Origin of the sequence: Streptomyces sp. NPDC046465, assembly GCF_040646035.1 — a bacterium.
Taxonomy (GTDB): Bacteria; Actinomycetota; Actinomycetes; order Streptomycetales; family Streptomycetaceae; genus Streptomyces.
The window spans coordinates 1-24,890 of sequence record NZ_JBEYZK010000028.1 but is presented as its reverse complement, the minus strand read 5'-3'; the positions used below and the strand labels follow the sequence as shown (position 1 = coordinate 24,890).

Here is a 24,890-nt window from a genome sequence, read left to right as displayed (position 1 = left end):
CGAAGCACCGGGTCCTCTCATGGTCTCCGCGATCGCTCCCGCACGCGAACGCGCGCGGTGGATCGGCGCGTACCGGTCGGTCGTGGTCCATTTTAGGGGTTTTTGTCGCTTAAGTTCCGGGTATGTCGACACTCATGATCACGGCAAGGGGCGAACTGTATGACCTGGCTGCCTCCGACGCGGTATTCGGGACGATCGGCGCCTTCGTAGGCGGTCTCGTCGTCGTCGGTGTGCTGCTCTGGGCTTTCAGGCTGGGCAAGCGGGTACGGGACAGGGAGCCCGCGCCACCGCGCCCGGACGAACAGCCGAAGCTGCCCGAGTCCGGCCCGGTCCACGAGATCCGGGAGATGCGGGAGCCGGACGAGGTCCCGCATGCCGGGGACGAGAGCGAGCGGCTCCGCCCGGAGAACCTGCACAACGGGGACAAGCGGAGCGACGACCAGGACCCGCCCCGCTGGACGCCGGGGTCCAGCGGCTCCTTCGGGAGCGGCGGTCCCGGCAAGGGCTGACGCCCCACGGATTCACACGGCGCGCCGTGCACAGGCATGGCAGCGCGCTCCCGGGACACCCGGGGCGAACCGAGCGCCACTGAGACAGGAGGAGACCCCGATGCGTGCACTCACTTGGCACGGCAAGCGGGACGTACGGGTGGAAAGCGTCCCCGACCCCGAGCTCAAGGACGCGACCGACGTCATCGTCCGGGTGACTTCCAGCGGTATCTGCGGATCCGATCTGCACCTGTACGAGGTCCTCGGCCCCTACCTCGATCCCGGCGACATCCTGGGCCACGAACCGATGGGCATCGTCGAGGAGGTCGGCCGGGACGTCACCGAGCTGGCGGCCGGCGACCGCGTGGTGGTGCCCTTCAACGTCTCCTGCCAGCACTGCTACATGTGCGACCGGGGCCTGCACTCGCAGTGCGAGACCACCCAGGTCAAGGAGCGCGGCTCGGGGGCCGCGCTCTTCGGGTTCACCAAGCTCTACGGCCAGGTGCCCGGCGGGCAGGCCGAGCTCCTGAGGGTGCCGTTCGGCAACAGCCTGCCCATCAAGGTGCCCGAGGGGCCCCCGGACGACCGCTTCGTCTTCCTCTCCGACGTACTGCCCACCGCCTGGCAGGCCGTCGAGTACGCCGACATCCCGCCCGGCGGCACGGTGACGGTCCTGGGCCTCGGGCCGATCGGCGCCATGGCGGCACGCATCGCGCTCCACCGGGGCGCGAGCCTCGTCGTGGGGGTCGACCTGGTGCCCGAACGGCTGAGCCGCGCGCACGCGGACGGCGTCAAGGCCCTCGACCTGCGCCGCCACGGCAAGGATCTCGGCGACGTGATCCGCGACCTCACCGACGGGCGCGGCACGGACGCCGTCATCGACGCCGTGGGCATGGAGGCGCACGGGGCGCCGCTGGCCAAGGCGGCCCAGTGGGGCGTGGGCATGCTGCCCGGCGCCATGGCGGAGAAGCTCATGGACCGCGCCGCCATCGACCGGCTCAACGCCCTCTACTCGGCCATCGACATCGTCCGGCGCGGGGGCACCATCTCGATCTCCGGCGTCTACGGCGGCGCGATCGACCCGATGCCGATGCTGACCATGTTCGACAAGCAGATCCGACTGCGGATGGGCCAGGCGAACGTGAAGCACTGGGTGGACGACATCCTGCCGCTCCTCACCGACGAGGACCCGCTCGGCGTCGACGGCTTCGCCACCCACCACCTGCCGCTGGAGGACGGTCCGGAGGCGTACCGGCAGTTCAAGGACAAAGAGGACGGGATGATCAAGACGCTGCTCAGGCCCTGAGCGCGGCGGGAGACGACCGAGAGGGAAGGGGCGTCAGGATGCTCGTGCCGCACTCCACGGAGTCATTGTCAGGAGCGGCAGCGCTCGTCACCGGCGGGTCGCGGGGGCTCGGTCTCCTCATGGCCGACCGGCTCGCCGCACGGGGCGCCGCGGTGGTCATCGCCGCCCGCGACGCCGACGAACTCGCCGCGGCCCAGCAGAAGTTGCGCCACCGCAACCCCGGCGCCACGATCCACACGGCCGTGTGCGACGTCCGGGACCAGGAGTCCGTGCACCGCATGTTCCGGGCGGCCCACGACGCCTGCGGCGGCCCCGACCTCGTCATCGCCAACGCGGGGATCATCCAGGTCGCCCCGGTGGAGTCCATCGGCGCGACCGAGTTCAGGGACGCCATGGAGACCCTGTTCATGGGGGCCGTGCACACCTCCCTCGAGGCGCTCCCGTACCTCAGGGAGAGCGAGTGGGGCGGGCGCCTGGGGCTGATCTCGTCGGTGGGCGGGCTCCTTGGAGTCCCGCATCTGCTACCGTACGCGAGCGCGAAAGCCGCGACCGGCATCCTGGCCGAGGGGCTGAACGCGGAAGCGGGGCCCAGCGGGGTGAGCGTCACCGCGGTCTACCCCGGCCTGATGCGGACCGGATCGCATCTGCACGCGCGGTTCGGCGGCGACCGGAGCGGCGAGTTCGGCTGGTTCTCCGCGCTGGCCGGCGCGCCCGTGGTGTCGATGAACGCCCAGCGGGCCGCCGAGCGCATCGTCAAGGCCGTGGTCCGGCGCCGCACCCGGCTGGTCCTGACGCCCGCGGCCCGCGCCGCGGACCTGGCCCACGGCCTGGCACCCGCGACGACGACCCGCCTCAACGGCGTCATGGCGCGGCTGCTGCCCGGGGCGCCGGGGGGCCGCAGGGCCATGCGGCGCGGCGCGGACATCGACCCGCCCGACTCCGCCCTGGGCGGCACGTTCCAGGCGTGGGGCAGCGCCCTGAACGACAAGGCGGCCGACGCCTACAACGCGCGCCGGAAGTGACCGGACACCGTGCGCCGACGGTCGGCGAACCGTTTGTGGAGACGAACGTGGGGAAGTCAATGAAGCCATACCACTTCCATTGACAGGAGCACGGGCCATACTGGTCGGGCCCTGATCACTCACAGAACGACTCCATGACCAAGAACAGCACCCCATCGGCCACTGTCCCCGACACCGCGTGGCTCGCGCGCGGTCGCCATCTCGGAGCGGAACCCGAGCAGGACGTCCGGCGTAACCTCATCGCCCTCAAGGCGGCCGGGGTGCTCGACGACTTCCTGGACCTCGATCCCGTCGAGGCGGCCCGCTCCACCGTCCTGTACCCGCGGGACGAGTCCGCGGACCCCGGTCCGTCGGCCCGCCGTCTCTTCGAGGCCCGCTGGCGCGTGGCCGACGACGTCACCGTGCGCGCACAGCTGATCACGTACGACCCCGACGCGCGCCGCAAGGAAGGCGGGGGAGTCGACTGGATCATCGCCGCCGAGGCGGAGCGGACGTGGGACGCGCACTGGCCCTCGCCCGCCACCATGTTCTGGCCGGACATCGACCGCATCGCCTGGGACCACGACATGGTGCCGGGCGTGCTCCTGCGGTCGGCCAACCACCTGCCGAAGGACGACGACGAGCTGCGCCACCGGCTGCGGGACTGCACCCGGCAGAGCTGGTACATCCATGTCGTCGTGCACGAGGCCATGACGCCGGACGCGAAGGGCCAGCGGCCGGTCTCGGTCCATCTGCCGCCGAGCCTGCGCCACCAGGTGGTCGAGCACCGGGGCACGCCGGAGCAGGCGCAGATCGTCGACTTCGCGATGAAGCGCGAGCTGAGTGTGCGGATGCCGCGCGGCGGTGGCGTCGTCCTGCCCGCCGGTCCGAAGGACCCGCAGTACGACGCGGATCGCTTCACGGTGCGCAGCGTCTTCCTCGACGGTTCGGAACCGACCGAATTCCTCGACAGGATCAAGGAGTTCGCGGCGCTGCCGCGGCCGCTGTGGCCCGAGGCCGAGCAGGCCCTCGCGCGGCTGCGCCAGGGCTGGCACCTGCTCACACCGGACGAGGAACTCGCGCACGCGCAGGGCATGGTCACCAAATACGCCGAGGCGCTGGAGGCGATGACGAACTCCTGCGACCTTTACCGGGAGGCGGCCGAGGCGGCGCAGGCCGCGCTGGCCGAGGCGGGCGGGGGCGACGGGCAGGCCGGGCCGCTCAAGCCGACGGGGTCCAAGGCGGACGGCTCCATCCTGAGCAGCCTCACGAAGCCGTTCGGGCGCTTCCGGGATCCCCACGGCAAGTAGCCGTACCGGCCGCTGTGTCCCTGCGCCTGCGCCTGCGCCTGTGCCTGTGTCTGGGACGTCGCCGCCCCGCGCCTGAAGAGTCCAGGCGCGGGGCGGCGACGTCAGGGCGGGCTCACGACGCCCGTGACCTCACGGACACGTCCCAGGTCTTAGGACTGCGGCGGCTGGCCCTGGTCCCTGCCGAACTGGTCCCTCAGCTTGTCCTGGGCGGTGTCGACCTGGCCGCTGTACTTGCCCTGGGTCTTGTCGTCGACGAAGTCGCCTGCCTTGTCGACGCCCTTGCCTGCCTGATCCTCGTGGCCCTTGAGCATCTGCTTGAGCTTGTCCATGACTGACATGCGGTTGCCTGCCTCTCTGCGTCTTCGCCCCCACGGTCCAGGCTTGCAGTGCGAGGCGCGGTTCGCATCCGCTGGCGGGTCGACGGCACGCAAATAGAACGTATGAGCGAATGCAGGGTCCTGGCCCGTGCCCCCTCGACGCGTGTAACTGCAGGCAGGAGAAGTGCAGTTGGTATGGGAAGCTGTCGACTGCCGTCGGCGGACACGGGGCCGCGGCGGTTTTCGAGAGGAGCGCAGCGTGCGACAGGACGGTTTTCCCGCCGAGGCGATAGACACCAGCAGGCCCCACCCTGCGCGGATCTATGACTATCTGCTCGGCGGCAAGGACCATTACGAGGTGGACCAGGAGGCCGCCGACGCCCTCGCCGCCGCGGCGCCCGAGGTGCGGATCGGCGTGCGGGCCAACCGCGCGTTCCTGCAGCGCGCCGTCCGCTACGTGGTCGGCCGTGGCGTGCGTCAGATCCTCGACATCGGCACCGGCCTTCCCACCTCGCCGAACGTGCACGAGACCGCGCAAGAAGCGGCCCCGGACGTGCGCGTCGCGTACGTCGACAACGACCCGATCGTGAAGTCGCACGCCGACGCGCTGCTCAGCCGCTCCGGCGCGACCAGCATCGTGCTCGGCGACCTGCGCGACCCGCGCGCCGTCGTGGACCACCCCGACGTGCGGCGGATCATCGACTTCGACGAGCCGGTCGCCCTGCTCCTCGTCGCCGTCCTGCACTTCCTCACCGACGCGGAACGGCCCGACCAGGTCGTCGCCACGCTGCGCGACGCGCTGCCGCCCGGCAGCTTCCTGGTGCTCTCGCACGCCACGGGCGACTTCGCCGACCGCAGCGAGGCCCAGGCCGTCTACAAGAAGGCCACCGCCACGCTGAACCTGCGGACCCGCCCCGAGGTCGAGCGGCTCTTCGACGGCTTCGAGCTCGTCGAGCCAGGCCTGGCCCAAGTCCCGTTCTGGCGCCCGGACGCACCACCTCCGGAACGTTCCCGGGAGATCGGCTTCTACGGGGGCGTGGCGCGCACGTCCCGTTGAACGTCCGGTTGGGCCACGGCGTCGTGCCCGGTGGCCCAACCACTCAGGGGTCGAGGCGACGGCGGTCCTCCTCGTCCCACGCGCGGGTGTCGCGAGGCTGCACATACGGCTCCTGATCGGCCGGGAGGCCACCGGCGACGGCACGCTGACGGGCCAGTTCCGCGTCGAACTCGAGCCCGAGCAGGATCGCGAGGTTCGTGATCCACAGCCACACGAGGAAGACGATCACGCCCGCGAACGTGCCGTACGTCTTGTTGTACGAGGCGAAGTTGGCCACGTACAGCGCGAACCCGGCGGAGGAGACCATCCAGATCGCCAGCGCCAGGAAACTCCCCGGCGTGATCCAGCGGAACCCGCGGACCTTCGCGTTCGGCGTCGCCCAGTACAGGAGCGCGATCATGGCCGTGACGAGGATCAGAAGCACCGGCCACTTCGCGATCGACCACACCGTCAGGGCCGTGTCACCGAACCCGAGCAGGTTCCCCGCCTCCTTGGCGAGGCCGCCGGTGAACACGACGATCAGCGCACTGACCACCGCGAGGACCATCAGCACCACGGTCACGCCGAGCCGGAGCGGCAGCACCTTCCACACCGGCCGCCCTTCCGGCATGTCGTAGACGGCGTTCGCGCTCCGGATGAAGGCCGCGACGTAGCCCGACGCCGACCACACCGCGAGCAGCAGACCCACGATCGCCATGACCGACCCGGTCCCGGCATTGCCCTGCAGTTGCTTCACAGCACTGCTGAGGATGTCCCGCACGGCGCCCGGCGCGAGGTCCTGGATGCTGTCGAGCACTTCCCGGCTCGCCGACCGCCCGATGATCCCGAGCAGCGAGACCAGCGCGAGGAGTGCCGGGAACAGCGACAGGATGCCGTAATAGGTCAGCGTCGCGGCCCGGTCGGACAGCTCATCGTCCTTGAACTCTTTTGCGGTGCCCTTGAGCACCGCCCACCAGGAGTGTTTGAGCAACTCGGCCGGAGAGTCCGGCGCCTGCCGCTCCACCTGCTCGTCGAGCCCGTCGTCGAGCCCGTCGTCGACCCGGCCGTGCTCGCCGGGTGTTCCGTGCCGTTTCGGTGTCCATACCATCCCCCACGAGTATCCGGATGGGCGCCGTCCATCCCTGCCGCGGGCGGGGCACGCTAGAACAGTGCCATGGACGACGCGACGGACGGGAACGACGAGAAGAGGTTGCCCGGCGGCAGGACGGTGGGAGCGGTGCGCCGCGGTGGCGCGGTCCACCGGACCGTCCAGCCGTGGACGCCCGCTGTGCACGCGGTGCTGAGGCACCTGGAGGCGCTCGGCTTCGAGGGCGCGCCGCGGGTTCTGGGCATGGACGAGCGAGGCCGCGAGGTACTGACCCACCTCGACGGCGAGACGGTGGGCGAGGAACTGCCCTGGCCCGGCTGGGTGTACTCGGATTCCGTCCTTGAGGACGTCGGCCGGTGGGCCAGGAAGCTGCACGACGCGACCCGGTCCTTCGTGCCGCCACCGGACGCGCGCTGGCTCGCCGGGCAGGCGTGGCGGCCCGGCCTGGTCATCGGCCACCATGACGCCGCGCCGTGGAACGCGGTCCGGCGCGACGGACGTCTTGCGGGCTTCTTCGACTGGGACACGGCAGGCCCCTCCACGCGCGAGTTCGACCTGGCCTTCATGGCCCTGACCTGGGTCCCTCTGCACGCGCGCGGGTTCGCCGAGCAAACCGGGTTCACCGCCTTCGACGACCGCTCCCGGCGGCTGCGTCTGCTGCTCGACGCCTACGGATACGAAGGCGACCGCCCGGCGTTCGCCGCCGTGGTGGCCGCGCGGGCCCGGACCAACGCGGACGTCATCCGGCGCATGGCCGCCGGCGGCGACCCGGTCTACACGGCGCTGGAGCCGGTCGCCGCCGAGCTGGAACAGGCCGCCCGCGAGGCCGACGCGCTGCCCGCCTCCTTCTGGACCGGCGAACGCGACGGGTGAGCCGTCCGGCTATCGCTCGTATGAATTCTCGTATGAATTGCCGCCCCGGCCCTCATTTAGGGCATGCATAGTTGCACATGTTGCAATCAACCATTATTTGACCGGCAGTTCGGACAGTTTCCTCATTGGAGCTATTGCGTCCCCCCTGTCTCGCTGGGCTACTGTCGTGATCGATCATCGTTCGATGCATCTTCAACTTCCTTTGTGCACAGACCCGTTGGGGGAGTGTGGCCATGCGTGAGACAAACAAGGCAAGTAAGGCAAGCAAGGTGAACAAGTCAGACAGGGCGAGCAGCGCCAAAAACGCGGAGGCGCCGAAGCAGGACAGACCCTTGGGGCGAAGATCCCTGCTCTCCGGAGCCGCCGCTGTCGCCGGCGGAGCGGCCCTCACCACCGCGCTGCCCACGACCGCCGAGGCCGCTGCCCGCCCCGGCGCCGCCGCCGCGACCGCCGCGGCCACCGGCACGCAGACCGCCGTCGGCACGCCCGACTACATCACCGTCGCCCCGGGCGACCCCCGCTTCCCCGACCTGGTGCGCGGCATCAACCAGCGCTGGGTCGCCACCCCTGACTACGTCCGCCTGGTCACGACCACCTCGCAGGCCGTACGGGCCGTGCAGGAAGCCGTCTCCGCGGGCAAGCGGCTCACCGTGCGCAGCGGCGGCCACTGCTACGAGGACTTCGTCTTCAACAAGGACGTCCAGGTCGTCATCGACATGTCCGGGATGACGCAGGTCTACTACGACAGCGGACGCAACGCCTTCGCCGTCGAGGGCGGCGCCTCCAACCTCCACGTCTACGAGACGCTCTACAAGCTGTACGGCGTCACGCTGCCCGCCGGGTCCTGCGCCTCGGTCGGCGTCGGCGGCCACATATCGGGCGGCGGCTACGGACTGCTGTCCCGCCTCCAGGGCCTGACCGTCGACCACCTCTACGGAGTCGAGGTCGTCACGGTCGACAAGAACGGCACCGCCAAGGCGGTCGTCGCCACCCGCGAGTCCGACGACGCCGCGCTCAGAGACCTGTGGTGGGCGCACACCGGCGGCGGAGGCGGCAACTTCGGCCTGATCACCCGCTACTGGCTGCGCTCGCCGGGCGCGACCAGCACCGACCCGGCCAAGCTGCTGCCCAAGCCGCCGTCCGAGGTCTTCGTGCACGCCACCGCCTTCCCCTGGAAGGACATGACCGAGGCGTCGTTCACCCGGCTGCTCCAGAACTGGGGTGCCTGGCACGAGAAGAACAGCGCGCCGGACTCCAAGTACAACTCGCTGTTCGGTCTGCTCAAGCTGAACCACAGCTCCAACGGCTCGATCGTCCTGCTGACGCAGATGGACGCCACCGTGCCCGGCGCCCAGGGGCTCCTCGACGACTACCTGGCCGCCGTCACCGCCGGGGTGGGCGTCACCCTGCGGGCGATGACCGAGCGGTCGGGCGAGCACGCGGCCATGCCGCAGTTCGCCGCCCCGCGCAAGCTCCCCTGGTACATCGCGACCGACTACCTCAGCGGCGGCAACCCCACGCTGTACGGCAAGTACAAGTCGGCCTACGCCCGCAAGGGCTTCTCCGCCACGCAGATCAAGGCGATGTACAAGCACCTGTCCCGGACCGACTACAGCAACCCCGACGCCCTGGTCCAGGTCGACTCGTACGGCGGCCGCATCAACGCCGTCAAGCCCGGCGACACCGCGGTGCCGCAGCGCGACTCGGTGCTCAAGCTCCAGTACCAGACCTACTGGACCGACCCGGCCGACGAGGCCCGGCACCTGAAGTGGATCCGGGAGTTCTACCAGGACGTGTACGCGGAGACCGGTGGCGTCCCCGTACCGAACGAGGCCAACGACGGCTGCTACGTCAACTACCCCGACAAGGACCTGGGCGAGGCCGCCTGGAACACCTCGTCGACGGCGTGGAACAGCCTGTACTACAAGGAGAACTACGCCCGGCTCCAGAAGGCGAAGGCGGCCTGGGACCCGAAGGACGTCTTCCGGCACGCGCAGTCCGTCCGCCTGCCATAGCCCGCACGCGGTGGCCGCACGGACATGGCGCTCCACGGCCATTGCGGGCCGATACCCGACGGCCGGGTGAACTTCGGGATCCGCCGGGGAACACGTGCTGTCCGGGGCCCACGGGCCCGCAGCACGCCGCGGACGGAGACAGGCATGGCCACCACGGGCGAGGACCGCGCGGGCACAGCGCCCGCGACCATCCGGCTGCCGGGCATCATCCTCGGGGTGGGGCTCGGCGGCTTCGTCGACGGCATTCTCCTGCACCAGCTCCTGCAGTGGCACCACATGCTCACCAGCACCGACCACGACCGCATCGGCGTCAAGTACTACAGCCCCCACACCGTCTCCGGCCTGGAGATGAACACCGTGTGGGACGGCATCTTCCACACCGTCTGCTGGCTCGCCGTCCTCCTGGGCCTGGCCCTCCTGTACTCCCGCGTCACCCACAACCGGCGCCGCGTGTGGGCCTCGCGGGTGCTGTGGGGGTGGATCCTGGCAGGCTGGGGCCTGTTCAACCTCGTCGAAGGACTCCTCGACCACCAGATCCTCGGCATCCACCACGTCCACGGGGGCCCTCACCAGGCGTGGTGGGACGCCGGATTCCTCGTCCTCGGCGTCCTTCTCCTCATCGGCGGCCACCTGTTCCAGCGCGGCGGCAGGGGGTTCGACCCCGAGGACCGGAGCTGGTGATGCACCACGACACGCCCATGGACGGCCGCGCCACCTCCGGCAACCCGCTGGAGACGATGTGGCCCGCCCTCCCGCTGCTGCTCGTCGCGGTCGCCTACCTCTTGCTCGCCCACCGGGCCCGCCGCCGCAACCCCGTCCAGGGCTGGTCCCGGTGGCGGACCGCCGGTTTCCTGACCGGGCTCGTCCTGCTGGCCGTGGCACTGCTGCCGCCCCTCGCGCCGTTCGCCCACGACGACTTCCGCGGTCACATGGCCCAGCACATGCTCATCGGCATGTACGCGCCGCTCGCACTCGTCCTCGGCGCACCCGTCACACTGCTCCTGCGTACGCTGCCGCCCGCCCGTGGCCGACGCCTCACCACGGCCCTGCACAGCAGGACCGCCCGGATGCTCTCCCGTCCCGCCGTCGCGCTGCTGCTGTCCACGGGCACTCTCGGCCTGCTCTACTTCACCCCGCTGTACAACGCGACCATGGGTCACCCGGCAGGACACTGGCTGCTGCACGCCCACTTCCTGCTGTCCGGCTGCCTGTTCGCCCACGTCATCGCGGGGCCCGACCCGGCGCCCGCACGGCCCGGGGTGCCGGTCCGCCTGGTCTGTCTCGGCGTCGCCATCGCCGCGCACGCCGTGATCTCCCAGCTGATGTACGGCGGCTTCCTGACCGACATCCACGCACCCGTCGAGGAGGTGCGGGGCGGTGCGGAGATCATGTACTACGGCGGTGACATCGCCGAACTCCTCCTGGCCGCCGCCCTGGTGGCCACCTGGCGCCCCGCGCGCAGGCCGCGCTCTCTGTCAGTGGCCGCCGGTAGTGTCCGCGCGTATGGACAACGTTGAACTGAGCGCTTTCATAGCGGACTTCGGGCCCCTGGTCGGCCGCGTCGAGGAGACCGGCGAGCGGCTGGGCGTCATCGACGACGGCGTGCCGACGGCGGTACTCCTCCCGGCGGCCGAACTGGCCGAGATCGAACACTTCGGGCAGCGGGCCGACGGCGGCGCGAGACACCGGCCGAGACCCGTGCGCAAGTCTTCGTTCGGCCCCGAGCGGCAAGGCCCGTACGTCCGGTACATGCATGCGGACGGCGTGCGGATGACGTTCGTGCGGGACCGCGCCGTTGTGGCCGAGCTGCGGTCGGTGGCCGAGCTCGACTGGCTGGACGACCGTGCGGCGCGGGGCCGTCAGGGCTACATGGACCCGAAACAGGCGGCCGCCTTCGAGGAGTTCCTCGCCCGCCAGCGCCCGGTCGGCGACGGCATCGCGTGGATCGCCGACAGCTGGAGAGGGCAGGATCCCTTCACGGTGCTCGAATTCATCAAGGGCCCGCCCACCGAGGACATCGTCCTCGCCTACGGGGCCGACCCGCAGGACCTCGCCGACGGGCTCACGCTGCGTCAGGTCGAGGAGCGGGACGCGCGCGACGGCACGGACGACCTCAACCGTGTGCTGGTGTTCGGGGAAGAGGCCGGGTGGACGTGGCTCGGCTACCACGACTTCGACCACGCCTTCTCCCGCTCACTCGACACGCCTCCCGCGCAGCAGATCACGCTGACCGCGACCATGGCCAAGGCCATCTACGACTTCAGCTACAGCGAGGACGGGGTGTACCAGAACCCGTACCCGCTCGAGGACGGCGAGGCCGAGACGCAAAGGGACATGTACGAACTCATCTGGTACACCCCGGGCGAGCCGCCGTTCGTCCCGGACGCCCCGCTGTCCTTCCTCAACCCGCACATCCGCCGCGCGGAAGAGGCGAACGAGTGGACGGGCGGCATCCCGCTGTTCTTCGCGGGCCTGGAGCGTGCCTTCGGCCTGTCCCTGCCCCGGGACGAGATCACCTCAGGTCAGGTGCGCTGCGCCCGGCCCGCTCGCTGACGCTTGCTCGCTGCGGCCCGCCGAGGGGGAGGGGTGTCAGGCCCCGCCGCCGCCCGAGAGGCCGCCGAGGAGCCCGCCCAGAAGGCCGCCCACGAGGCCGTTCAGGAGTCCGCCGAGGAGGTCCTGGCTGTTGTTCTTGGCGGGGGCGGCGGGGCTGTCGCCGGGGGGCGGGGGCGGGGCCACGTCGGTCATCAGGGTGGTGGGGGGTGCCTGGGGCTCGGCGGCCGCGGTGCCCGCGCCGCCGAGTACGGCCGAGGCTACGAGCATCACTGTGACGAGTGCGGTACGGGTGCGCATGAGCTTCCTTTGAACGGGTCGGAAGGGGTTGTTCCCTGACTCCATTCACCCGGGCGATCCGTCCGACCGCATCTGCTCGACACCCATCCGGCGGGTGGGCACCCGTATCAGCGGTCGGCTCAGCGGTCGGAGACCTTGTGCACGGTCGTGTCGCCGGGGTTGAGGCGGCGCCCGTCCGCGGACAGCACCTCCAGCGCGCGCAGGTGCTGTCCCTCGTGGCGGTCGACCAGCTCCGAGTGGGGTTCGCCGGGGGCGAAGAAGTTCTGTTCGCCCCACTGCCGCAGCGCCACGATGACGGGGAAGAGCGCCGTGCCCTTCGGCGTCAGTACGTACTCGCGATAGGCGCTGCCGTCCGAGGCGGGGACGGATTCGAGGATGCCGCCTGCGACGAGGGAGCGGAGGCGCGCGGTGAGGATGTTCTTCGCCACGCCGAGGCTGCGCTGGAACTCCCCGAAGCGCCGGCTCCCGTCGAAGGCGTCCCGCACGATCAGCAGGGACCACCAGTCGCCGATCGCGTCCACCGACCGGGCGACCGGGCATTCACTGTCGTCGAAGCGCGTCCTGGTGACCATGCCGTCCCTCACTCCTCGCTTCGCACGTCCCGCATTGGTTGCAACATGCTACCAAGAAAGTTACCGTCACAAGTGGTAGCAAGATGAAACCATGATGCGGAGGGGAGCCGAAGTCATGCCCGGCAACTGCGAGACCGTGACACGAACGACCGAGGGCCGCAGCGGGACGGAGGCCGCGTTCGTCCTGTCCCGCGGCGTCGTCGCCCTGTTCGCCGTCGCCGCCGGGGCCGCCGTGGCCAACGTCTATCTGTCCCAGCCGCTCCTCGTGACCATGGGCCACGACCTCGCCATGAGCCCGGCACTCGTCGGCAGCGTGGTCACCCTCACGCACGTCGGATACGGGCTCGGGCTCTTCTTCCTCGTGCCGCTGGGCGACGTGGCCGACCGCAGGCGGCTCATCGTGGCCCAACTGCTGCTCCTCGTCACCGCGTTGAGTGTGGTGGCCGCCGCTCCCACGGCGGCGGCCCTGCTCGCGGGCATGGCGGCGACCGGGCTTCTCGCCGTCGTCACGCAGACGTTGGTCGCCTTCGCGGCGTCCCTGGCCCCGCCCGCCGAGCGCGGCCGGGTCCTCGGCCTGGTCACCAGCGGCGTGGTCATCGGCATCCTGCTCGCCCGCACCGCGTCCGGCCTCCTGGCCGACCTCGCGGGCTGGCGCTCCGTCTACGTCGCCTCGGCGTCGCTCACCGCGCTGCTCGCCCTGGTCCTGTACCGAGTCCTGCCGCGCCGCAGTGCCGCCCCTCCGGCGACGGCACCGCGCTACGGACAGCTCCTTCGGTCCACGCTCACCCTGTTCGCGCGGGAGCGACTGCTGCGGCTCCGGGCCCTGTTCGGGCTGCTGGTCTTCGCCGCCTTCAGCACGCTGTGGAGCAGCGTCGCGCTGCCGCTCAGCGAGGCCCCGTACTCCTTCTCGCACAGCGCGATCGGCGCGCTGGGGCTGATCGGCGTCGCCGGCGCCCTGGCCGCGACGGTGGCGGGCCGCCTCAACGACCGCGGACTCTCCCGACGGACCACCGGCATCGCTCTCGCCCTGCTCGCCGCCTCGTGGCTGCCCCTGGCCTTCACCCGCAGCTCGCTCTGGGCCCTGTGCGTCGGCGTGGTCCTGCTCGACCTCGCCGTGCAGGCGGTCCACGTCACCAACCAGACCCTGATCCACGCGCTGCACCCGGCCGCGGGCAGCCGCCTGATCGGCGGATACATGATCTTTTACTCGATCGGCAGCGCCGTCGGCGCCATCGCCGCGACCTCCCTCTACACGGTGGCCGGCTGGGGCGCCGTGTGCGCGCTGGGTGCCGCGTTCAGTTGCGTCGGACTCGTGCTGTGGGCGTGCACGTCGGGCGTGGGCGGCGAGGGCGAAGGGAGTCGGTGACCGCTGCCGCCGCTCACCGCCATGCTGGTCGGCGCCGCCCGGTTGCTCGCCGGTCGACGCGAACTCCTCACGGGCCGCGTGGTGTTCATGTTCCAGCCCGGCGAAGAGGGGCACGGCGGCGCCGCCGGCGGCCCGGTGGAAACGGCCTTCGCCCCGCACGTCATGACGCGGATGGAGTCGGGAACGGTCCACCTGCGCGGTCACGTGCAGCAGGTCGGAGGCGGCGAAGGCAGGTCCCGGGCAGGCCCTGCGGACGGTGGTGACCCGCACGGTGAACCTCTTCGATCCGGCCGTCGTGACCGTGACCCGTGTCGACGCGGGCACCGCGACCAACATCATCCCGGCGACCGCCGAGATCCACGGCACCTTCCGCACCCTGACTCCCGCCACCCGGCAGGCAGTTCGCGACGGCATCACCAACGACCCGGCCTCACCGCCGCCGGGGCCGGTCCCCGACTGCCATTCCAACCGCGTCGTCCAATCGCGTCGTCTTCGACGAGAACGTCCTGGCCGCGGGCAGCGCCCCGCACGCGGCTGCCGCCCGTGCGGGCAATGCTGGTCGGACTCCGTCCCTGACACAGGAGGCTCCGTGATTCACGTCAGCGAGACCTTTGTCCTGCACTCGGTCGAGGAGTTCCTCACCGACGAGGAGATCTCCCAGCTCAACAAGATCGTCGAAAACGACGCGGTGCGCCCGCCCGGCGAGACGGGATCGCGCTACGAACACGCCCCCGACGCCGCCGAGGCGATGCTCCAACAGGCTTTCGTGCGGGCGCTGCCGTCGCTGCGCGATGTCATGCCGAACGTCGCGGGCACGGGGCGGTGGGCGTACGCCGAGGTGGCCGAAGGGGACTGCATCCCGGTGCACGTCGACGGCATCCCCGACCCCTCGGCACGCCCGCGGCGCATCGGCCGCATCGGCATCGTGGTCCGGGCCGCCCAGGCGGGCGGAGAGTTCTACGTGGCCACCACGTCGAGCCCGGCGCTGTGGAGCGGCGCCGAACTGGGCGAGGCCGACGGCTTTGAACCCGGCACCCGGCAGACCAGGAGCATGCCGCACGAGCTGAGCCCGTCCCCGGCCGTCCACGCCGCGCCGAACTGGGCACAGGACATGCCCCAGACCCGCTGGACGACCGACGCGCCCGCGGGCACCGCGGTGGCCTACGGCGCACAGCTTCTGCACGGCGTCGCTCCCGTCACCCGCGGCGTCGTCCGCAAGTTCGTCACCGACCTGCTGGACACGGACACCTCGCTCTCCTGACGCGTGAGGCGACGGGCGGCCCCCGCGCCGACCGCCGGAAGCCGCGTTGACCGCAGAGCTCGCGGGCCGGGTGGCGCTGGTCAGCGGCGCTGCCGCCGGGATCGGCGCGGCGGGGCCGCGTCCTCGACGTCACGGACAGCGCCGCGGTCGACGCCGCGGTGGACGACATCGCCCGGGACCACGGCGGCAGACTGGACATCCTCGTCAACGTGGCAGGGGTGCTGCGTCCGTCGACCGGTCTCGGGGCCACCGACGAGGACTGGGCGCACACGTTCGCCGTCAATGCCATGGGTGTCTTCCACCTCTGCCGCGCGGCGGGACGGATCATGGTCCGCCGGGGTGGCGGCTGCATCGTCACGGTGGGATCCGACGCGGCCCGCGTGCCACGTACCGGGATGGCCGCCTACGCCGCGTCCAAGGCGGCGGCCGTCCACTTCACCCGCTGCGTCGGCCTGGAACTCGCCGCCCACGGCGTCCGCTGCAACGTGGTCTCGCCCGGCGCCACCGACACCGCCATGCAACGGCAGTTGTGGACGGCCCCGGACGCGCGGGAACACGCCGCCCGAGGGGACCTGGGGCGCTACCGGTTCCCCGTTCCGCTGGGCTGCATCGCGCCCTCGACCCGCACCCCCGTCGGCATCGGACGGCCCGCCCCGCGCCCCGCTTCGCCGCTGCACGCCTTCCGGCCCGGCGCGGACCTCTTCTTCGCCTCTCCGCGCGGCACACTGCTGGCCCGCGGAGTGCACAGGGCGGTGCCCACGGCCCGCAACCGCTGCCGCAACGGGTGCACGCCACACTGACCGCGGCCCGGTCGGCCGGATGTCCCCGACCCGTCGTGGAGGGAGCCGCCCCCTTCGACTTGGACCAGCCATGCCATGGGCGAGCAGCGGTGCCAGGACGGTGGCCGCCATGATGAGGAGCAGCGTTCCCGGCTCTGCCACGCCGCGGCCCCGGCGCGCGAGAGCGGACCGTGCGGGTGAGAAGACCCCCGCGGGCGGGGGCGGTGTGCCATCAGCGGAGGGTGAGCTCGCCGTGGAACTTCTGCGGTACGGGAGCGAAGCGGTACGCCATGGTGACGTGCTCGGCGGCGGGCACCACGAGGCGGTAGCGCGTGCACATCAGATGGCACAGCGCGATCAGTTGGACGGTGCCGATGTCGGCGCCGATGCACTTCTTGGGCGCCCAGCCGAAGGGCACGTAACAGCCCCTGCCGAGCGGTCCGTGCGGGGCTCCGGGCAGGAACCGGTCCGGGTCGAAGACGTCCGCCGCGTACCAGAACCGGTGATCGCGATGGATCATGTGCGGGCTGAGGACATAGCCGCGCCCCTCCTCCAGCGTGGTGCCGCCGAGGTCGAACGAGGTCCGCGCGCGCCGCATGAGCAGCAGCGGCGGGCTCCACATGCGCAGCACTTCCTTGACGAAGCGGTGGGTGACCGGCGCCGCCTTCACCGGAGCGGCGCGGAATTCGTCGGGATCGGCCCCCGCGAGTTCGACGGTCAGCCGTCGGGCCCACTCCGGCCTGCGGGCCAGCTCGTACAGGACGCTCGCGGCCGCCGCACCGGGCGGCCCGCCGATCGCCGTGAGCACCGCGGTGACCACGTCGACCGCACGGTCCATGCCGAGTTCCGGCAGCAGGTCGACGAACGGATCCGCGAGGTCGCGCTCCCGCGCGCGGAGCCCGGCGGCCCGTTCGCGCAGCACCCGCCGTACGACGAGCCCCGTCCGGAACTGCACGGCGGCGAACCGGAGTCGGTGCCACCCTGGCCCGCTCCCCGGAGAGCGGTCGATCAGCCGCATCAGCTGCTGGTCGAGATCCTGGACGACCGACGCGGTCTCGCCCGCGGTGAGCCCCGAAAGCGCGATGGGCAGCAGCGCCCGTACGGCGACGTCCTGCGCGAGCAGGACCAGATCGACGTCGTCGCCGAGCCGCGCGTCGATGATCCGTTCCATCCGCGTGATCAGGCCGGTGTGGTGCTCGGCGGTGGCGAGCGAATGCAACTGGGTGCGCCACTCGGCGCGTACGCGGGACCACGGCACCTGGGTGCTGCCGCGCCGCCGGACGATGTCGACGAAGCGGTCGCTCATGAGGAGGCCCTGCCAGTTCGCGGCGCTGACCCTGCGCGCCGCGTCCGGCTCGAAGACGGCAAGCAGGTCGTCGTTGATCCAGAAGACGCCGCCCTCGGCCGCGCTGCGCGTCCGCAGGTCCTGGAGGAAGTCGGTGGGATGGTGCGGAGTGGTCATGGCGTCGCCTCTCGCGCCGCACGGGAAGCCGCCCGTCGCAGGCGACTTCCCGCACCCGGCCGGATCAGATGTGGTGGTAGAGGTACCAGAAGTGGTGGATCCCGCCGTAGCCGGACCGGATGTTGAGGGCCGACTTGGCAGAGCGGTAGAGCTTCCTCATGCTGTTCACCTCCCCCCGGGTGAATCGGTGCGGTCGCTCAGCCGCGCGGTGAAGCGCGGCGGAGCCAGCGCGGGGCCCAGATGGGGACCGCTCCCCGCGGCTGTGACCGTGAGGCGCCACTCCCGGGTGATGATGTGGACCAGGTCCGTCAGCAGCGCCATCGTCACCGTTGCTCCCGCGCAGCTGTGTGGCCCGTACCCGAAGGGAATGAACGCCGGATCGTGCGGGGGCGCCGCCCACCGTCGCGGCACGAACTCGTCGGGACGGTCCCAGTGCAGCGGGTGCCGGTGCATCAAGTACGAGCACACGTCCACGTCGTCGCGCGGGCCGACCGCGACTCCGGCCAGGTCGTGCGCGCCGCTCGGCTTACGGGTGAACAGCCAGGCCACCGGCCACAGCCGCAGCGCCTCCCGGACGATCCACTCCGGCTCCGCCGCCTCGGTGCCCGGGTGCGTACCGACCAGGTGGACCGCCCAGCCCAGCGCGAAGCCGACCGAGCCGACCGTGGCGAACAGCAACGACAGATAGACCTCGGCGAGATCGCCCGGCCGCGCCGCGGGGCCGCCCCCGGAGACGACCACGTCAAGCAGGTCACGTGGCTCGTCCGCACCGGCCGCCCGGCGCGCCCGGATCTCCGCGGCCAGGACGCGCATGACCTTCCGGCGGAACACGAGCCGGGAGGCCGCCGCATGGCGGTCGCGCGCGCCCGCAAGCACCGCACGGTCCACAACGCCGTCGACCACCTGCCGCAGAGGCACCGACGCGTCCGGGCCGAGGAGTACGTCCGCCACGTGCGCGCGGACCAACAGGTTGCCCGCGTCCGGCCAGTCGCTCACCGGCACCAGCCGGTCCCTGACGAGGCCGGGCAGTTCGGCCCGGCCCGCGTCGAGCCGACGGCGCAGCAGGGCGCGTGCCGCACGGCCGATGTCGATCTGCGCGGCACGCGGCCCGAAGACCCCGGTACGGGTGTGGAAGAAGTCCGAGGTCTCGACGAACATGCCCCGCCGGTTCCCCAGCACCGCACGGGCGGCCTCGGGGCCGACCACACACAGCCGTCCTGACGCGGAGCGCCACATGTCCCGCGTTCCGTCGAATTCCGCACCCAGAAGGGCCAGCGGGTCCCGGCGCAAGGAGGCCGCACCGCGGCGCCCCGGGGCAGGCCGCTCCGCCGCCGCGCCGGTCGACGACTCCATGAAGTCCCCCTCCACCTCGCAGGGGGAAGACCGCGCGCGGCCAGACCGCACCACCGCGTCACCGCATCCGGCCGTCCGGCCGACGTATCCGTTCCCCCGCTGCCGGACGGCCAGCCTGCTCCGACGAAGCCGGTCTGTCACGCCCCGCACCGCCCCCGCCGCGCCCCGGCCGACGAACGCCCACCGCGCGAACCACACCGTCGATACGGCCCCGAGCCCATGAGCTGCACAAGTCGCCGCCCCACGGTCAACGACCCACGGCCCCCGCCGTCCGCCCGCCCTCCGGCACCGGCTGACTCCCCTTCGGCCGGGCTCTGTAGAGCGCCGGACAACGGATGGACTACGTACGGGCGGGGAGGCGGCCCGAGTCCCGCTTGAGGTAAGGGTCCTAGGTTGGCAGTGCTCGCTACCGTCTATACCGTCTACGCAAGGAGTCGATCACATGAGTGACCTCATTCGCCTGCCGGGGGAGGGGCACAAGCTGGTCACCAAGGCCCAGGAAGTGACGTTCAAGGCCACGGGAGCACAGGGCTCGTCGGCGTCCATCTTCGAGGTGGTCGTGCCGCCCGGGTTCGACACGGGAGGCCACTTCCACGAGCAGTCGGAGGAGTTCTTCTACATCCTGGAAGGCGAGTTGGAGCTGCTGGCCTTCGAGCCCACCGAACGTACGGATGACTGGCTGGACTGGGAGTCCATCGACGGTGACAGAGTCGTACGGGCTCCTGCGGGCAGCAGCATGTTCGTGCCGCCCAACACCCCGCACGCCTTCAGGAACGCCACGGACCAGCCGGTGCGGATGCTGTTCCAGAGCAACCCGTCACCCGAGCACGAGCACTACTTCGAAGAGATCGCGGAGATCTGGTCGGCGGGCGACACGGTGGACCCCGAAGCGGTGAAGCGCATGCGGAGCCGTTACGACGTCAAGCAGATCACGCCCATGCGGTTCGAGCCGCCCGTCCGTACGGCGGTCCCGACCGCAGGCTGAGCATCCCGGCATCCCCGTGATGTGGGCCGGGCCCTCCGGGGCGCAGGCCGCCGGTCGCCGGCCCCCGCCTCTTGCCGAGGCGGGGGCCAGCGACCTCACCATGTCCCGCCGGAAAGGGGCAGCAGGCGGTCTGCCCGCCCACTGCCCCCTCCCTCCCCTCCTCTCGCTCCCCTCCTCTCGCTCCCCTCCCTCCCTCACACCCGCCGAGTGGGTCATGCGTACCGGCGCGTCACGCGCTCAGCAGTCCGCGAAGACGGCACTCATCACGTCGTTGTGCGCGGAGGCGAGGCCGCCCTTGAACCAGGCGGGAACCGTGCCCAAGTACCCGCTGTAGTCACTGTGCTTGTAGATGTGGATACGGGTGGGCGTCCGGTTCCAGGCCGAGCTCGCCCGGTCCTCGAACCAGGAAGGCACCTTGTGGTGGCCGCAGCTGGGCACCACCCACAGCCAGCCGCCGCCGCCGGAGTTCTGGAAGAAGCACGAGCCGCTGCCGCACTCCGTCCAGGCCCGGGCGCCGTAGTCGCCGCCGCTGAGCCAGTAAAGACCCTCCACGCCCGGCATCTTGGTGACGCTGGTCTCCTCGGCGCTCGCCGCTGTCGGTGCGGCGAGCGCGAAGACGGCCGCCGTGGCCGCGACGGCCGCCGCGATTCTCTTGCGCATGTCCCCTCCAGGAGTCGCTGGAACGCTGTGCGTTCACTGTCTCCCGGGGCGGCCCGCCGATCGTCGGCAACGAGCGCACGCTTCCTGGGCATCCAGCGCACGCGCCCGTACCCGGGCTCCCGCCCGCACCTCGCTCGGCGGGATTCCGTACGCCTTGCGGAAGGCGCGGCCGAAGTCTGCGGGGTGGCGAAAGCCCCAGCGGGTGGCCGTCGTGGCGAGGGTGCGGTGGCCAAGGGCCGGATCGGCCAGGTCCGCGTGGCAGCGCTCCAGGCGCAGCCGCCGGATCATGGCGCCCACGGTCTCCGGCTCGCGCCGGAACAGCAGGTGGAGGCCGCGCACGGAGACGTGGTGGTGGGCGGCGATGGCCGAAGGCGTCAACTCCGGATCGCCCAGGTTGAGTTCGATGAAAGCCCTGATCCGGGCCCGCAGCGCGGTCTTGCGGGTCTCGGTGGGCAGCGTGTCCTGGGCCCCGAGCCGACCCGCAAGGACGGTCGCGGCCAGATCGATCCCGATCACGCCCAGTCGGGTCAACTCCGCAGGGCCGCAGGCGCGGGCGGCCGTCGGCAGCCCGCCCAGGTATGAGCCGAGCAGTGCCGCAGGCCCCGACTCGGGCCGGGTGGACAGCGGTTCGGCAAGGAGCGGGTCCGCACGGCCGCCGGCCAGCGGCAACGCCGTCCGCGGCAGCCGCAGCAGCGTCAGGCGGGTCTGCCGGCCCCGGTCGAGGAAGTCGCAGACGAGCGGAGCGGAGGTGGAGAACAGAGCCATGTCCCCGGCTCCGAGACAGGCCACGCCACGGGCCTGCTCCAGCCGGATGGGGCTCCCGTGCACCAGGACCAGGTAGTACTCCTCCGGATCGTGGCGCCGGATCTGCACGGGCGAACGGCTGGCCGTCATCGGGGAGAAGCTGAAGGCCGCCACCTGGCTGTGCGGCATCCCCACGGCCTCGACGCTGCCTCGGAAGCGGGCCGCGTGCGGGCTGCGGATCGTCACGGGCATGACCTCGTCGCCGACCATCTCGGTCCACCAGCCGAACCGCTCCGCCGCCGGAACTCCGTCGGTGTTCGCGGACACGACAGGGCCGTCCGCGCCGTCGGCCTGCCACGCCGCCTCATTGATGATGGACATTCAACGATGCTCGCGTCCGGCCACCCGACCGGAAAGCCGACGACCGGTCAGGTGGCGTCGCTTTTCCACCTTTCAGGGCGGATGCGGTTGCGTCACAAGCGGGGTCTCACGCTCCGGGCGAGTCCGTATCGGCGGTGGCCTCGTCCAAGCCGAAGAAGACGCGGTAGAGGCCGAGTTGGTGGTCGAGCATGGGTGCCCCGGGCACCACCGGGCGGCCCAGAGCGGCGGCGGCGCGCAGCAGTGCGGTCTCCCTCGGCTTCATGATCACATCGGCGACCACGCACTCCGGCCGCAGGTCAGCAAGAGAGAACGGCAGCGGATCGTCCGCGCGCATCCCGAGCGGGGTCGCGTTGACCACGAGGTCCGCGTCGGCGGACGCGGGTGTGCCGGTACCGAGCGCGCGGCCCGGCCAGTACGAGCCGAGGCGCGTGAGCAGGGTCCGCAGCTTCGCGGTGTCCGGATCGCAGAGGGACACCCGTGCCGCGCCCGCCGACAGCAGGGCCGCGGCGATGGCACTGCCGGCCCCGCCCGCGCCGACCACGCTGACCTGCTTGCCCTCGGGGAGGTGCCCGGCGGCGGTCAGGCCGCTGACGAAGCCGACACCGTCGAAGTTCTCGCCGGTCCAGCGCCCGTCGGGTTCGCGGCGCAGCGCGTTGACGGCGCCCGAGGCGGCCGCGGCAGGGCTCACCTGGTCGGCCAGGCGCAGGGCCGCCGCCTTGTGCGGAATGGTGACGAGTATCCCGTCGAGGTTCTCCGTCCTGCGCAGACCCTGGAAGACCTCGGCGAAGGAATCCGGGCGGGCGTGTACGGGGAACAGCACAGCGTCCAGGCCGAGCTCCGCGAAGAGCGGGTTGAGAAGGGACGGCGCCCGCACCTGCGCGACGGGGTCGCCGAGAACGGCGTAGAGCCGGGTTCGCCCCGAAATCGGAAGGGAGCGAGAAACGCTGCTGTCCATGGGTTACCTGCTTTCCCTGAGGTTGGAGCGGCGCTCCGCGCGGAGCCGGGCACGGAGATCCGAGCCGGGAGTGCGCGAGGCGCCAGAAGTCAGAACCGTCAACATGGGGGATGCCTGAGCACCCCGGGAGGGTGGCCGCACCCCCTTCTCCGGGGCGATCATGGAGCGGATTCCCCCCAAGGCCCCACGAACGAAAAGCGAAAATGACCTACCTGCTCCACATCGACTCCTCCGCCGTCCCCGACCGCTCGGTCTCCCGGGATGTCGCGGCCACCTTCCTCACCGCCTGGCAGAAGGAGCACCCCGACGCCTCTGTCGTGCACCGCGACCTCGCCGCGGCCCCCTTGCCGCACCTGACCGCGGACGGTGTCATCGGGCGCATCACCGGCCCCGACGACCGCACGGACGGCCAGGCGGCCGCCATAGCGCTCCAGAACACCCTCATCGAGGAGTTCCTCGGGGCGGACGCCTACCTGTTCACCGTGCCGATGTACAACAGGTCGGTGCCCTCCGTCTTCAAGGCCTGGATCGACCAGGTCTTCGTGAACGGGCGCGTGCTCTTCGCCGTCCCCGACCAGGTTCCCACCCGCGGCCGCCGCGCCGTCGCCGTCACCAGCCGCGGCGGCGGCTACGGGCCCGGCACCCCGCACGAGGGCCACGACCACGTGGTCCCGTACCTCACGACGGTGCTCGGCGGATCCCTCGGTCTCGACCTGGAGTTCGTCGTGCCCGAGCTGACGATGGCCCACCGCAGCCCGGCCATGGCCGCACTGCGGCCCAAGGCCGACGCGTCCCTCGCGCAGGCCCACGAGGAAGCCGAGCGGCTCGCCCGGCAGCTCTGAGTCCCGCCCGCACCGGCCGACCGGGGACGCGTCCGCGGCCGGCCGGTGCGGGAGAGCGTCAGGACAGAGACGCGATGATCACGGTGGCGTCGAGCTCGTCGTCGGTGGCGATCCTCGCCCGCAACCCCGTGGCGGCGACCGCCGCGACGGCCTCGTCCGCCTGCCGCTCGCTCGTCTCGAACAGCAGGATGCCGTCCGGGGCCAGCCACTCGGCCGCCCCGGCGACCACGCGCCGCAGCACCTCCAGGCCGTCCACACCGCCGTCGAGCGCCACGCGCGCCTCGTACTCGCGGGCCTCGGCGGGCAGCAACTCGATCTCCACCGTGGGCACATACGGCACGTTGGACAGCAGGACGTCGACGCGGCCCTTGAGTCCGGCGGGCAGCGGATCGAAGAGGTCGCCCTCGAACACCTCGCCACCCGCGGCCGTGACATTGCGCCGGGCGCAGCGGACGGCGGCGGCATCCACGTCCGACGCGTACAGCTCGACCTCGTCGAGCCGGTCCGCCAGCGCCACACCGAGCGCACCGGAGCCACAGCACAGGTCCACGACGACCGCCCGCGCCGGGGCGAGCGCGACAGCCTCCTGAACGAGCGCCTCGGTGCGCCGCCGGGGCACGAAGACCTCGGCGTCCACCGCGATGCGAAGCCCGCAGAACTCCGCGTACCCGACCACGTGCTCAAGCGGCAGACCGACGACCCGGCGCTCGACCATCTCCTCGAGCTCGGCGGGATTGCGCGCCGCGGACATGATCATCTCTGCCTCTTCCTCGGCGAAGACGCACCCCGCGGCGCGGAGCCGGGCGACGATGGCGGATTCGGACTGATCGGACTGATCGGGCTGATCCAACGAAGGAACCGACATGAAAGCCTTTCAACTGCAGGTGTGATGAAACAATTCAACGCTATCCGGAGGACTCGCCCTGCTCCGGTCCGGGCCGGGTGCCCTTCCCCTCTGCCTTCTCGGGGGTGTCTGCCTTCTCGGGGGTGACGACGGCGAGGATCTGGTCCATGGCGACGGTGGTGCCGGGGGTGACGTCGAGTTCGGTGACGGTGCCGGTGTGGGGGGCGGTGAGGACGTGTTCCATTTTCATGGCTTCGACGACGAGCAGGCTCTGGCCTGCGGTGACCGTGTCGCCGGGGGAGACCTTGACGACGGTGACGGTGCCGGGCATGGGCGCGGTGAGGGCGTCGGCCCCCGCGTGCGCCGCGCCGGTCAGGGAAGC

General features: G+C 71.4%; 25 protein-coding genes and 1 pseudogene. 15 read left to right on the top strand and 11 right to left on the bottom strand.

What is annotated here, in order from left to right; all coding sequences use genetic code 11:
* Window positions 1-122: 122 nt before the first annotated feature.
* The 4 genes from ABZ953_RS33270 (at window position 123) to ABZ953_RS33255 (ending at window position 4,105) form a co-directional block, all read left to right on the top strand.
* Entirely contained in the window at window positions 123-509 is a 387-nt protein-coding gene (locus tag ABZ953_RS33270; protein WP_361731984.1) for a DUF6479 family protein, read from the top strand.
* Between the two features lie 100 nt (window positions 510-609).
* Complete coding sequence (locus ABZ953_RS33265) at window positions 610-1,794, top strand: alcohol dehydrogenase catalytic domain-containing protein (protein WP_361731981.1); 1,185 nt, start codon at window positions 610-612, stop codon at window positions 1,792-1,794.
* Window positions 1,795-1,832: 38 nt separating this feature from the next.
* Window positions 1,833-2,816 carry an SDR family NAD(P)-dependent oxidoreductase gene (locus ABZ953_RS33260; protein WP_361731978.1) on the top strand — a complete coding sequence of 328 codons (984 nt, stop codon included), beginning with the start codon at window positions 1,833-1,835 and terminating at the stop codon, window positions 2,814-2,816.
* Between the two features lie 134 nt (window positions 2,817-2,950).
* Window positions 2,951-4,105, top strand: a complete 1,155-nt coding sequence (locus ABZ953_RS33255; RefSeq protein WP_361731975.1) for a hypothetical protein — start codon at window positions 2,951-2,953, stop codon at window positions 4,103-4,105.
* A gap of 149 nt (window positions 4,106-4,254) precedes the next feature.
* Here ABZ953_RS33255 and ABZ953_RS33250 read toward each other — a convergent pair whose 3' ends face one another.
* Window positions 4,255-4,443, bottom strand: coding sequence for an antitoxin (locus ABZ953_RS33250; protein ID WP_361731972.1), 189 nt, complete (start codon window positions 4,441-4,443; stop codon window positions 4,255-4,257).
* 238 nt (window positions 4,444-4,681) lie between these two features.
* Between ABZ953_RS33250 and ABZ953_RS33245 the strand changes: the two genes are divergently transcribed.
* Window positions 4,682-5,479, top strand: coding sequence for an SAM-dependent methyltransferase (locus ABZ953_RS33245; RefSeq protein WP_361731969.1), 798 nt, complete (start codon window positions 4,682-4,684; stop codon window positions 5,477-5,479).
* A gap of 43 nt (window positions 5,480-5,522) precedes the next feature.
* On the opposite strand, the gene ABZ953_RS33240 is transcribed toward ABZ953_RS33245, so the two are convergent.
* On the bottom strand, window positions 5,523-6,566 hold the full coding sequence (locus tag ABZ953_RS33240) for a YihY/virulence factor BrkB family protein (RefSeq protein WP_361731966.1): 1,044 nt from the start codon (window positions 6,564-6,566) through the stop codon (window positions 5,523-5,525).
* A 66-nt stretch (window positions 6,567-6,632) separates the two neighbouring features.
* Here ABZ953_RS33240 and ABZ953_RS33235 point away from each other — a divergent pair, with 66 nt between their 5' ends.
* The 5 genes from ABZ953_RS33235 to ABZ953_RS33215 all read left to right on the top strand — a co-directional run bounded on the left by ABZ953_RS33235 (window position 6,633) and on the right by ABZ953_RS33215 (window position 12,007).
* Window positions 6,633-7,439 (top strand): phosphotransferase, encoded by an 807-nt coding sequence (locus ABZ953_RS33235; protein ID WP_361731963.1) that lies wholly within the window; start codon window positions 6,633-6,635, stop codon window positions 7,437-7,439.
* Between the two features lie 332 nt (window positions 7,440-7,771).
* Window positions 7,772-9,454: an FAD-binding oxidoreductase gene (locus tag ABZ953_RS33230; protein ID WP_361731960.1), complete on the top strand. Its 1,683-nt coding sequence runs from the start codon at window positions 7,772-7,774 to the stop codon at window positions 9,452-9,454.
* Between the two features lie 144 nt (window positions 9,455-9,598).
* A complete protein-coding gene (locus tag ABZ953_RS33225; protein WP_361731957.1) occupies window positions 9,599-10,135 on the top strand; it encodes a DUF2243 domain-containing protein in 537 nt (178 codons plus the stop codon).
* Window positions 10,136-10,191: 56 nt separating this feature from the next.
* Complete coding sequence (locus tag ABZ953_RS33220) at window positions 10,192-10,971, top strand: cytochrome c oxidase assembly protein (RefSeq protein ID WP_361732181.1); 780 nt, start codon at window positions 10,192-10,194, stop codon at window positions 10,969-10,971.
* Window positions 10,958-12,007 carry a prevent-host-death family protein gene (locus tag ABZ953_RS33215; protein ID WP_361731954.1) on the top strand — a complete coding sequence of 350 codons (1,050 nt, stop codon included), beginning with the start codon at window positions 10,958-10,960 and terminating at the stop codon, window positions 12,005-12,007. The genes ABZ953_RS33220 and ABZ953_RS33215 overlap by 14 nt, the downstream gene beginning before the upstream one ends.
* A 36-nt stretch (window positions 12,008-12,043) precedes the next feature.
* Here ABZ953_RS33215 and ABZ953_RS33210 read toward each other — a convergent pair whose 3' ends face one another.
* Together ABZ953_RS33210 and ABZ953_RS33205 are read right to left on the bottom strand one after the other, a co-directional pair.
* On the bottom strand, window positions 12,044-12,304 hold the full coding sequence (locus ABZ953_RS33210) for a hypothetical protein (protein WP_361731951.1): 261 nt from the start codon (window positions 12,302-12,304) through the stop codon (window positions 12,044-12,046).
* Window positions 12,305-12,423: 119 nt separating this feature from the next.
* Window positions 12,424-12,876 carry a helix-turn-helix domain-containing protein gene (locus tag ABZ953_RS33205; protein ID WP_361731948.1) on the bottom strand — a complete coding sequence of 151 codons (453 nt, stop codon included), beginning with the start codon at window positions 12,874-12,876 and terminating at the stop codon, window positions 12,424-12,426.
* Window positions 12,877-12,991: 115 nt separating this feature from the next.
* Between ABZ953_RS33205 and ABZ953_RS33200 the strand changes: the two genes are divergently transcribed.
* The 3 genes and pseudogenes from ABZ953_RS33200 to ABZ953_RS33190 form a co-directional block, all read left to right on the top strand.
* Complete coding sequence (locus tag ABZ953_RS33200; RefSeq protein ID WP_361731945.1) at window positions 12,992-14,242, top strand: MFS transporter; 1,251 nt, start codon at window positions 12,992-12,994, stop codon at window positions 14,240-14,242.
* A gap of 259 nt (window positions 14,243-14,501) precedes the next feature.
* Window positions 14,502-15,503: a peptidase dimerization domain-containing protein gene (locus tag ABZ953_RS33195; protein WP_361731942.1), complete on the top strand. Its 1,002-nt coding sequence runs from the start codon at window positions 14,502-14,504 to the stop codon at window positions 15,501-15,503.
* Window positions 15,504-15,573: 70 nt separating this feature from the next.
* Window positions 15,574-16,039: pseudogene (locus ABZ953_RS33190) on the top strand (SDR family NAD(P)-dependent oxidoreductase); the annotation flags it as partial.
* Window positions 16,040-16,514: 475 nt separating this feature from the next.
* Here the strand turns inward: ABZ953_RS33190 and ABZ953_RS33185 are convergent.
* Together ABZ953_RS33185 and ABZ953_RS33180 are read right to left on the bottom strand one after the other, a co-directional pair.
* Entirely contained in the window at window positions 16,515-17,744 is a 1,230-nt protein-coding gene (locus ABZ953_RS33185; protein WP_361731939.1) for a cytochrome P450, read from the bottom strand.
* Window positions 17,745-17,909: 165 nt separating this feature from the next.
* Window positions 17,910-19,097 carry a cytochrome P450 gene (locus tag ABZ953_RS33180; RefSeq protein ID WP_361731936.1) on the bottom strand — a complete coding sequence of 396 codons (1,188 nt, stop codon included), beginning with the start codon at window positions 19,095-19,097 and terminating at the stop codon, window positions 17,910-17,912.
* 442 nt (window positions 19,098-19,539) lie between these two features.
* Here ABZ953_RS33180 and ABZ953_RS33175 point away from each other — a divergent pair, with 442 nt between their 5' ends.
* Window positions 19,540-20,082, top strand: coding sequence for a cupin domain-containing protein (locus ABZ953_RS33175; protein WP_361731933.1), 543 nt, complete (start codon window positions 19,540-19,542; stop codon window positions 20,080-20,082).
* 237 nt (window positions 20,083-20,319) lie between these two features.
* Here ABZ953_RS33175 and ABZ953_RS33170 read toward each other — a convergent pair whose 3' ends face one another.
* From ABZ953_RS33170 to ABZ953_RS33160, 3 genes are all read right to left on the bottom strand, one after another.
* Complete coding sequence (locus ABZ953_RS33170; protein WP_361731930.1) at window positions 20,320-20,742, bottom strand: peptidase inhibitor family I36 protein; 423 nt, start codon at window positions 20,740-20,742, stop codon at window positions 20,320-20,322.
* Window positions 20,743-20,775: 33 nt separating this feature from the next.
* Complete coding sequence (locus ABZ953_RS33165) at window positions 20,776-21,867, bottom strand: helix-turn-helix domain-containing protein (RefSeq protein ID WP_361731928.1); 1,092 nt, start codon at window positions 21,865-21,867, stop codon at window positions 20,776-20,778.
* A gap of 106 nt (window positions 21,868-21,973) precedes the next feature.
* Window positions 21,974-22,822 carry a shikimate dehydrogenase gene (locus ABZ953_RS33160; protein ID WP_361731925.1) on the bottom strand — a complete coding sequence of 283 codons (849 nt, stop codon included), beginning with the start codon at window positions 22,820-22,822 and terminating at the stop codon, window positions 21,974-21,976.
* 203 nt (window positions 22,823-23,025) lie between these two features.
* Between ABZ953_RS33160 and ABZ953_RS33155 the strand changes: the two genes are divergently transcribed.
* On the top strand, window positions 23,026-23,664 hold the full coding sequence (locus ABZ953_RS33155; RefSeq protein ID WP_361731922.1) for an NAD(P)H-dependent oxidoreductase: 639 nt from the start codon (window positions 23,026-23,028) through the stop codon (window positions 23,662-23,664).
* Between the two features lie 58 nt (window positions 23,665-23,722).
* Here ABZ953_RS33155 and ABZ953_RS33150 read toward each other — a convergent pair whose 3' ends face one another.
* The gene (locus ABZ953_RS33150) at window positions 23,723-24,529 is read right to left on the bottom strand and encodes a putative protein N(5)-glutamine methyltransferase (protein ID WP_361731919.1); all 807 of its coding nucleotides are present in this window, start codon (window positions 24,527-24,529) and stop codon (window positions 23,723-23,725) included.
* A gap of 40 nt (window positions 24,530-24,569) precedes the next feature.
* Window positions 24,570-24,890 (bottom strand): biotin/lipoyl-containing protein (locus tag ABZ953_RS33145; RefSeq protein ID WP_361731916.1); only part of this gene is annotated, 321 nt, incomplete at its 5' end.

Coding starts and splice junctions, on each gene's coding strand:
- ABZ953_RS33270 (WP_361731984.1), top strand. CDS start 123: ATGTCGACACTCATGATCACGGCAAGGGGCGAACTGTATGACCTGGCT.
- ABZ953_RS33265 (WP_361731981.1), top strand. CDS start 610: ATGCGTGCACTCACTTGGCACGGCAAGCGGGACGTACGGGTGGAAAGC.
- ABZ953_RS33260 (WP_361731978.1), top strand. CDS start 1,833: ATGCTCGTGCCGCACTCCACGGAGTCATTGTCAGGAGCGGCAGCGCTC.
- ABZ953_RS33255 (WP_361731975.1), top strand. CDS start 2,951: ATGACCAAGAACAGCACCCCATCGGCCACTGTCCCCGACACCGCGTGG.
- ABZ953_RS33250 (WP_361731972.1), bottom strand. CDS start 4,443: ATGTCAGTCATGGACAAGCTCAAGCAGATGCTCAAGGGCCACGAGGAT.
- ABZ953_RS33240 (WP_361731966.1), bottom strand. CDS start 6,566: ATGGTATGGACACCGAAACGGCACGGAACACCCGGCGAGCACGGCCGG.
- ABZ953_RS33235 (WP_361731963.1), top strand. CDS start 6,633: ATGGACGACGCGACGGACGGGAACGACGAGAAGAGGTTGCCCGGCGGC.
- ABZ953_RS33225 (WP_361731957.1), top strand. CDS start 9,599: ATGGCCACCACGGGCGAGGACCGCGCGGGCACAGCGCCCGCGACCATC.
- ABZ953_RS33220 (WP_361732181.1), top strand. CDS start 10,192: ATGTGGCCCGCCCTCCCGCTGCTGCTCGTCGCGGTCGCCTACCTCTTG.
- ABZ953_RS33215 (WP_361731954.1), top strand. CDS start 10,958: ATGGACAACGTTGAACTGAGCGCTTTCATAGCGGACTTCGGGCCCCTG.
- ABZ953_RS33210 (WP_361731951.1), bottom strand. CDS start 12,304: ATGCGCACCCGTACCGCACTCGTCACAGTGATGCTCGTAGCCTCGGCC.
- ABZ953_RS33205 (WP_361731948.1), bottom strand. CDS start 12,876: ATGGTCACCAGGACGCGCTTCGACGACAGTGAATGCCCGGTCGCCCGG.
- ABZ953_RS33200 (WP_361731945.1), top strand. CDS start 12,992: ATGCCCGGCAACTGCGAGACCGTGACACGAACGACCGAGGGCCGCAGC.
- ABZ953_RS33185 (WP_361731939.1), bottom strand. CDS start 17,744: ATGACCACTCCGCACCATCCCACCGACTTCCTCCAGGACCTGCGGACG.
- ABZ953_RS33180 (WP_361731936.1), bottom strand. CDS start 19,097: ATGGAGTCGTCGACCGGCGCGGCGGCGGAGCGGCCTGCCCCGGGGCGC.
- ABZ953_RS33175 (WP_361731933.1), top strand. CDS start 19,540: ATGAGTGACCTCATTCGCCTGCCGGGGGAGGGGCACAAGCTGGTCACC.
- ABZ953_RS33170 (WP_361731930.1), bottom strand. CDS start 20,742: ATGCGCAAGAGAATCGCGGCGGCCGTCGCGGCCACGGCGGCCGTCTTC.
- ABZ953_RS33165 (WP_361731928.1), bottom strand. CDS start 21,867: ATGTCCATCATCAATGAGGCGGCGTGGCAGGCCGACGGCGCGGACGGC.
- ABZ953_RS33160 (WP_361731925.1), bottom strand. CDS start 22,822: ATGGACAGCAGCGTTTCTCGCTCCCTTCCGATTTCGGGGCGAACCCGG.
- ABZ953_RS33155 (WP_361731922.1), top strand. CDS start 23,026: ATGACCTACCTGCTCCACATCGACTCCTCCGCCGTCCCCGACCGCTCG.
- ABZ953_RS33150 (WP_361731919.1), bottom strand. CDS start 24,529: ATGTCGGTTCCTTCGTTGGATCAGCCCGATCAGTCCGATCAGTCCGAA.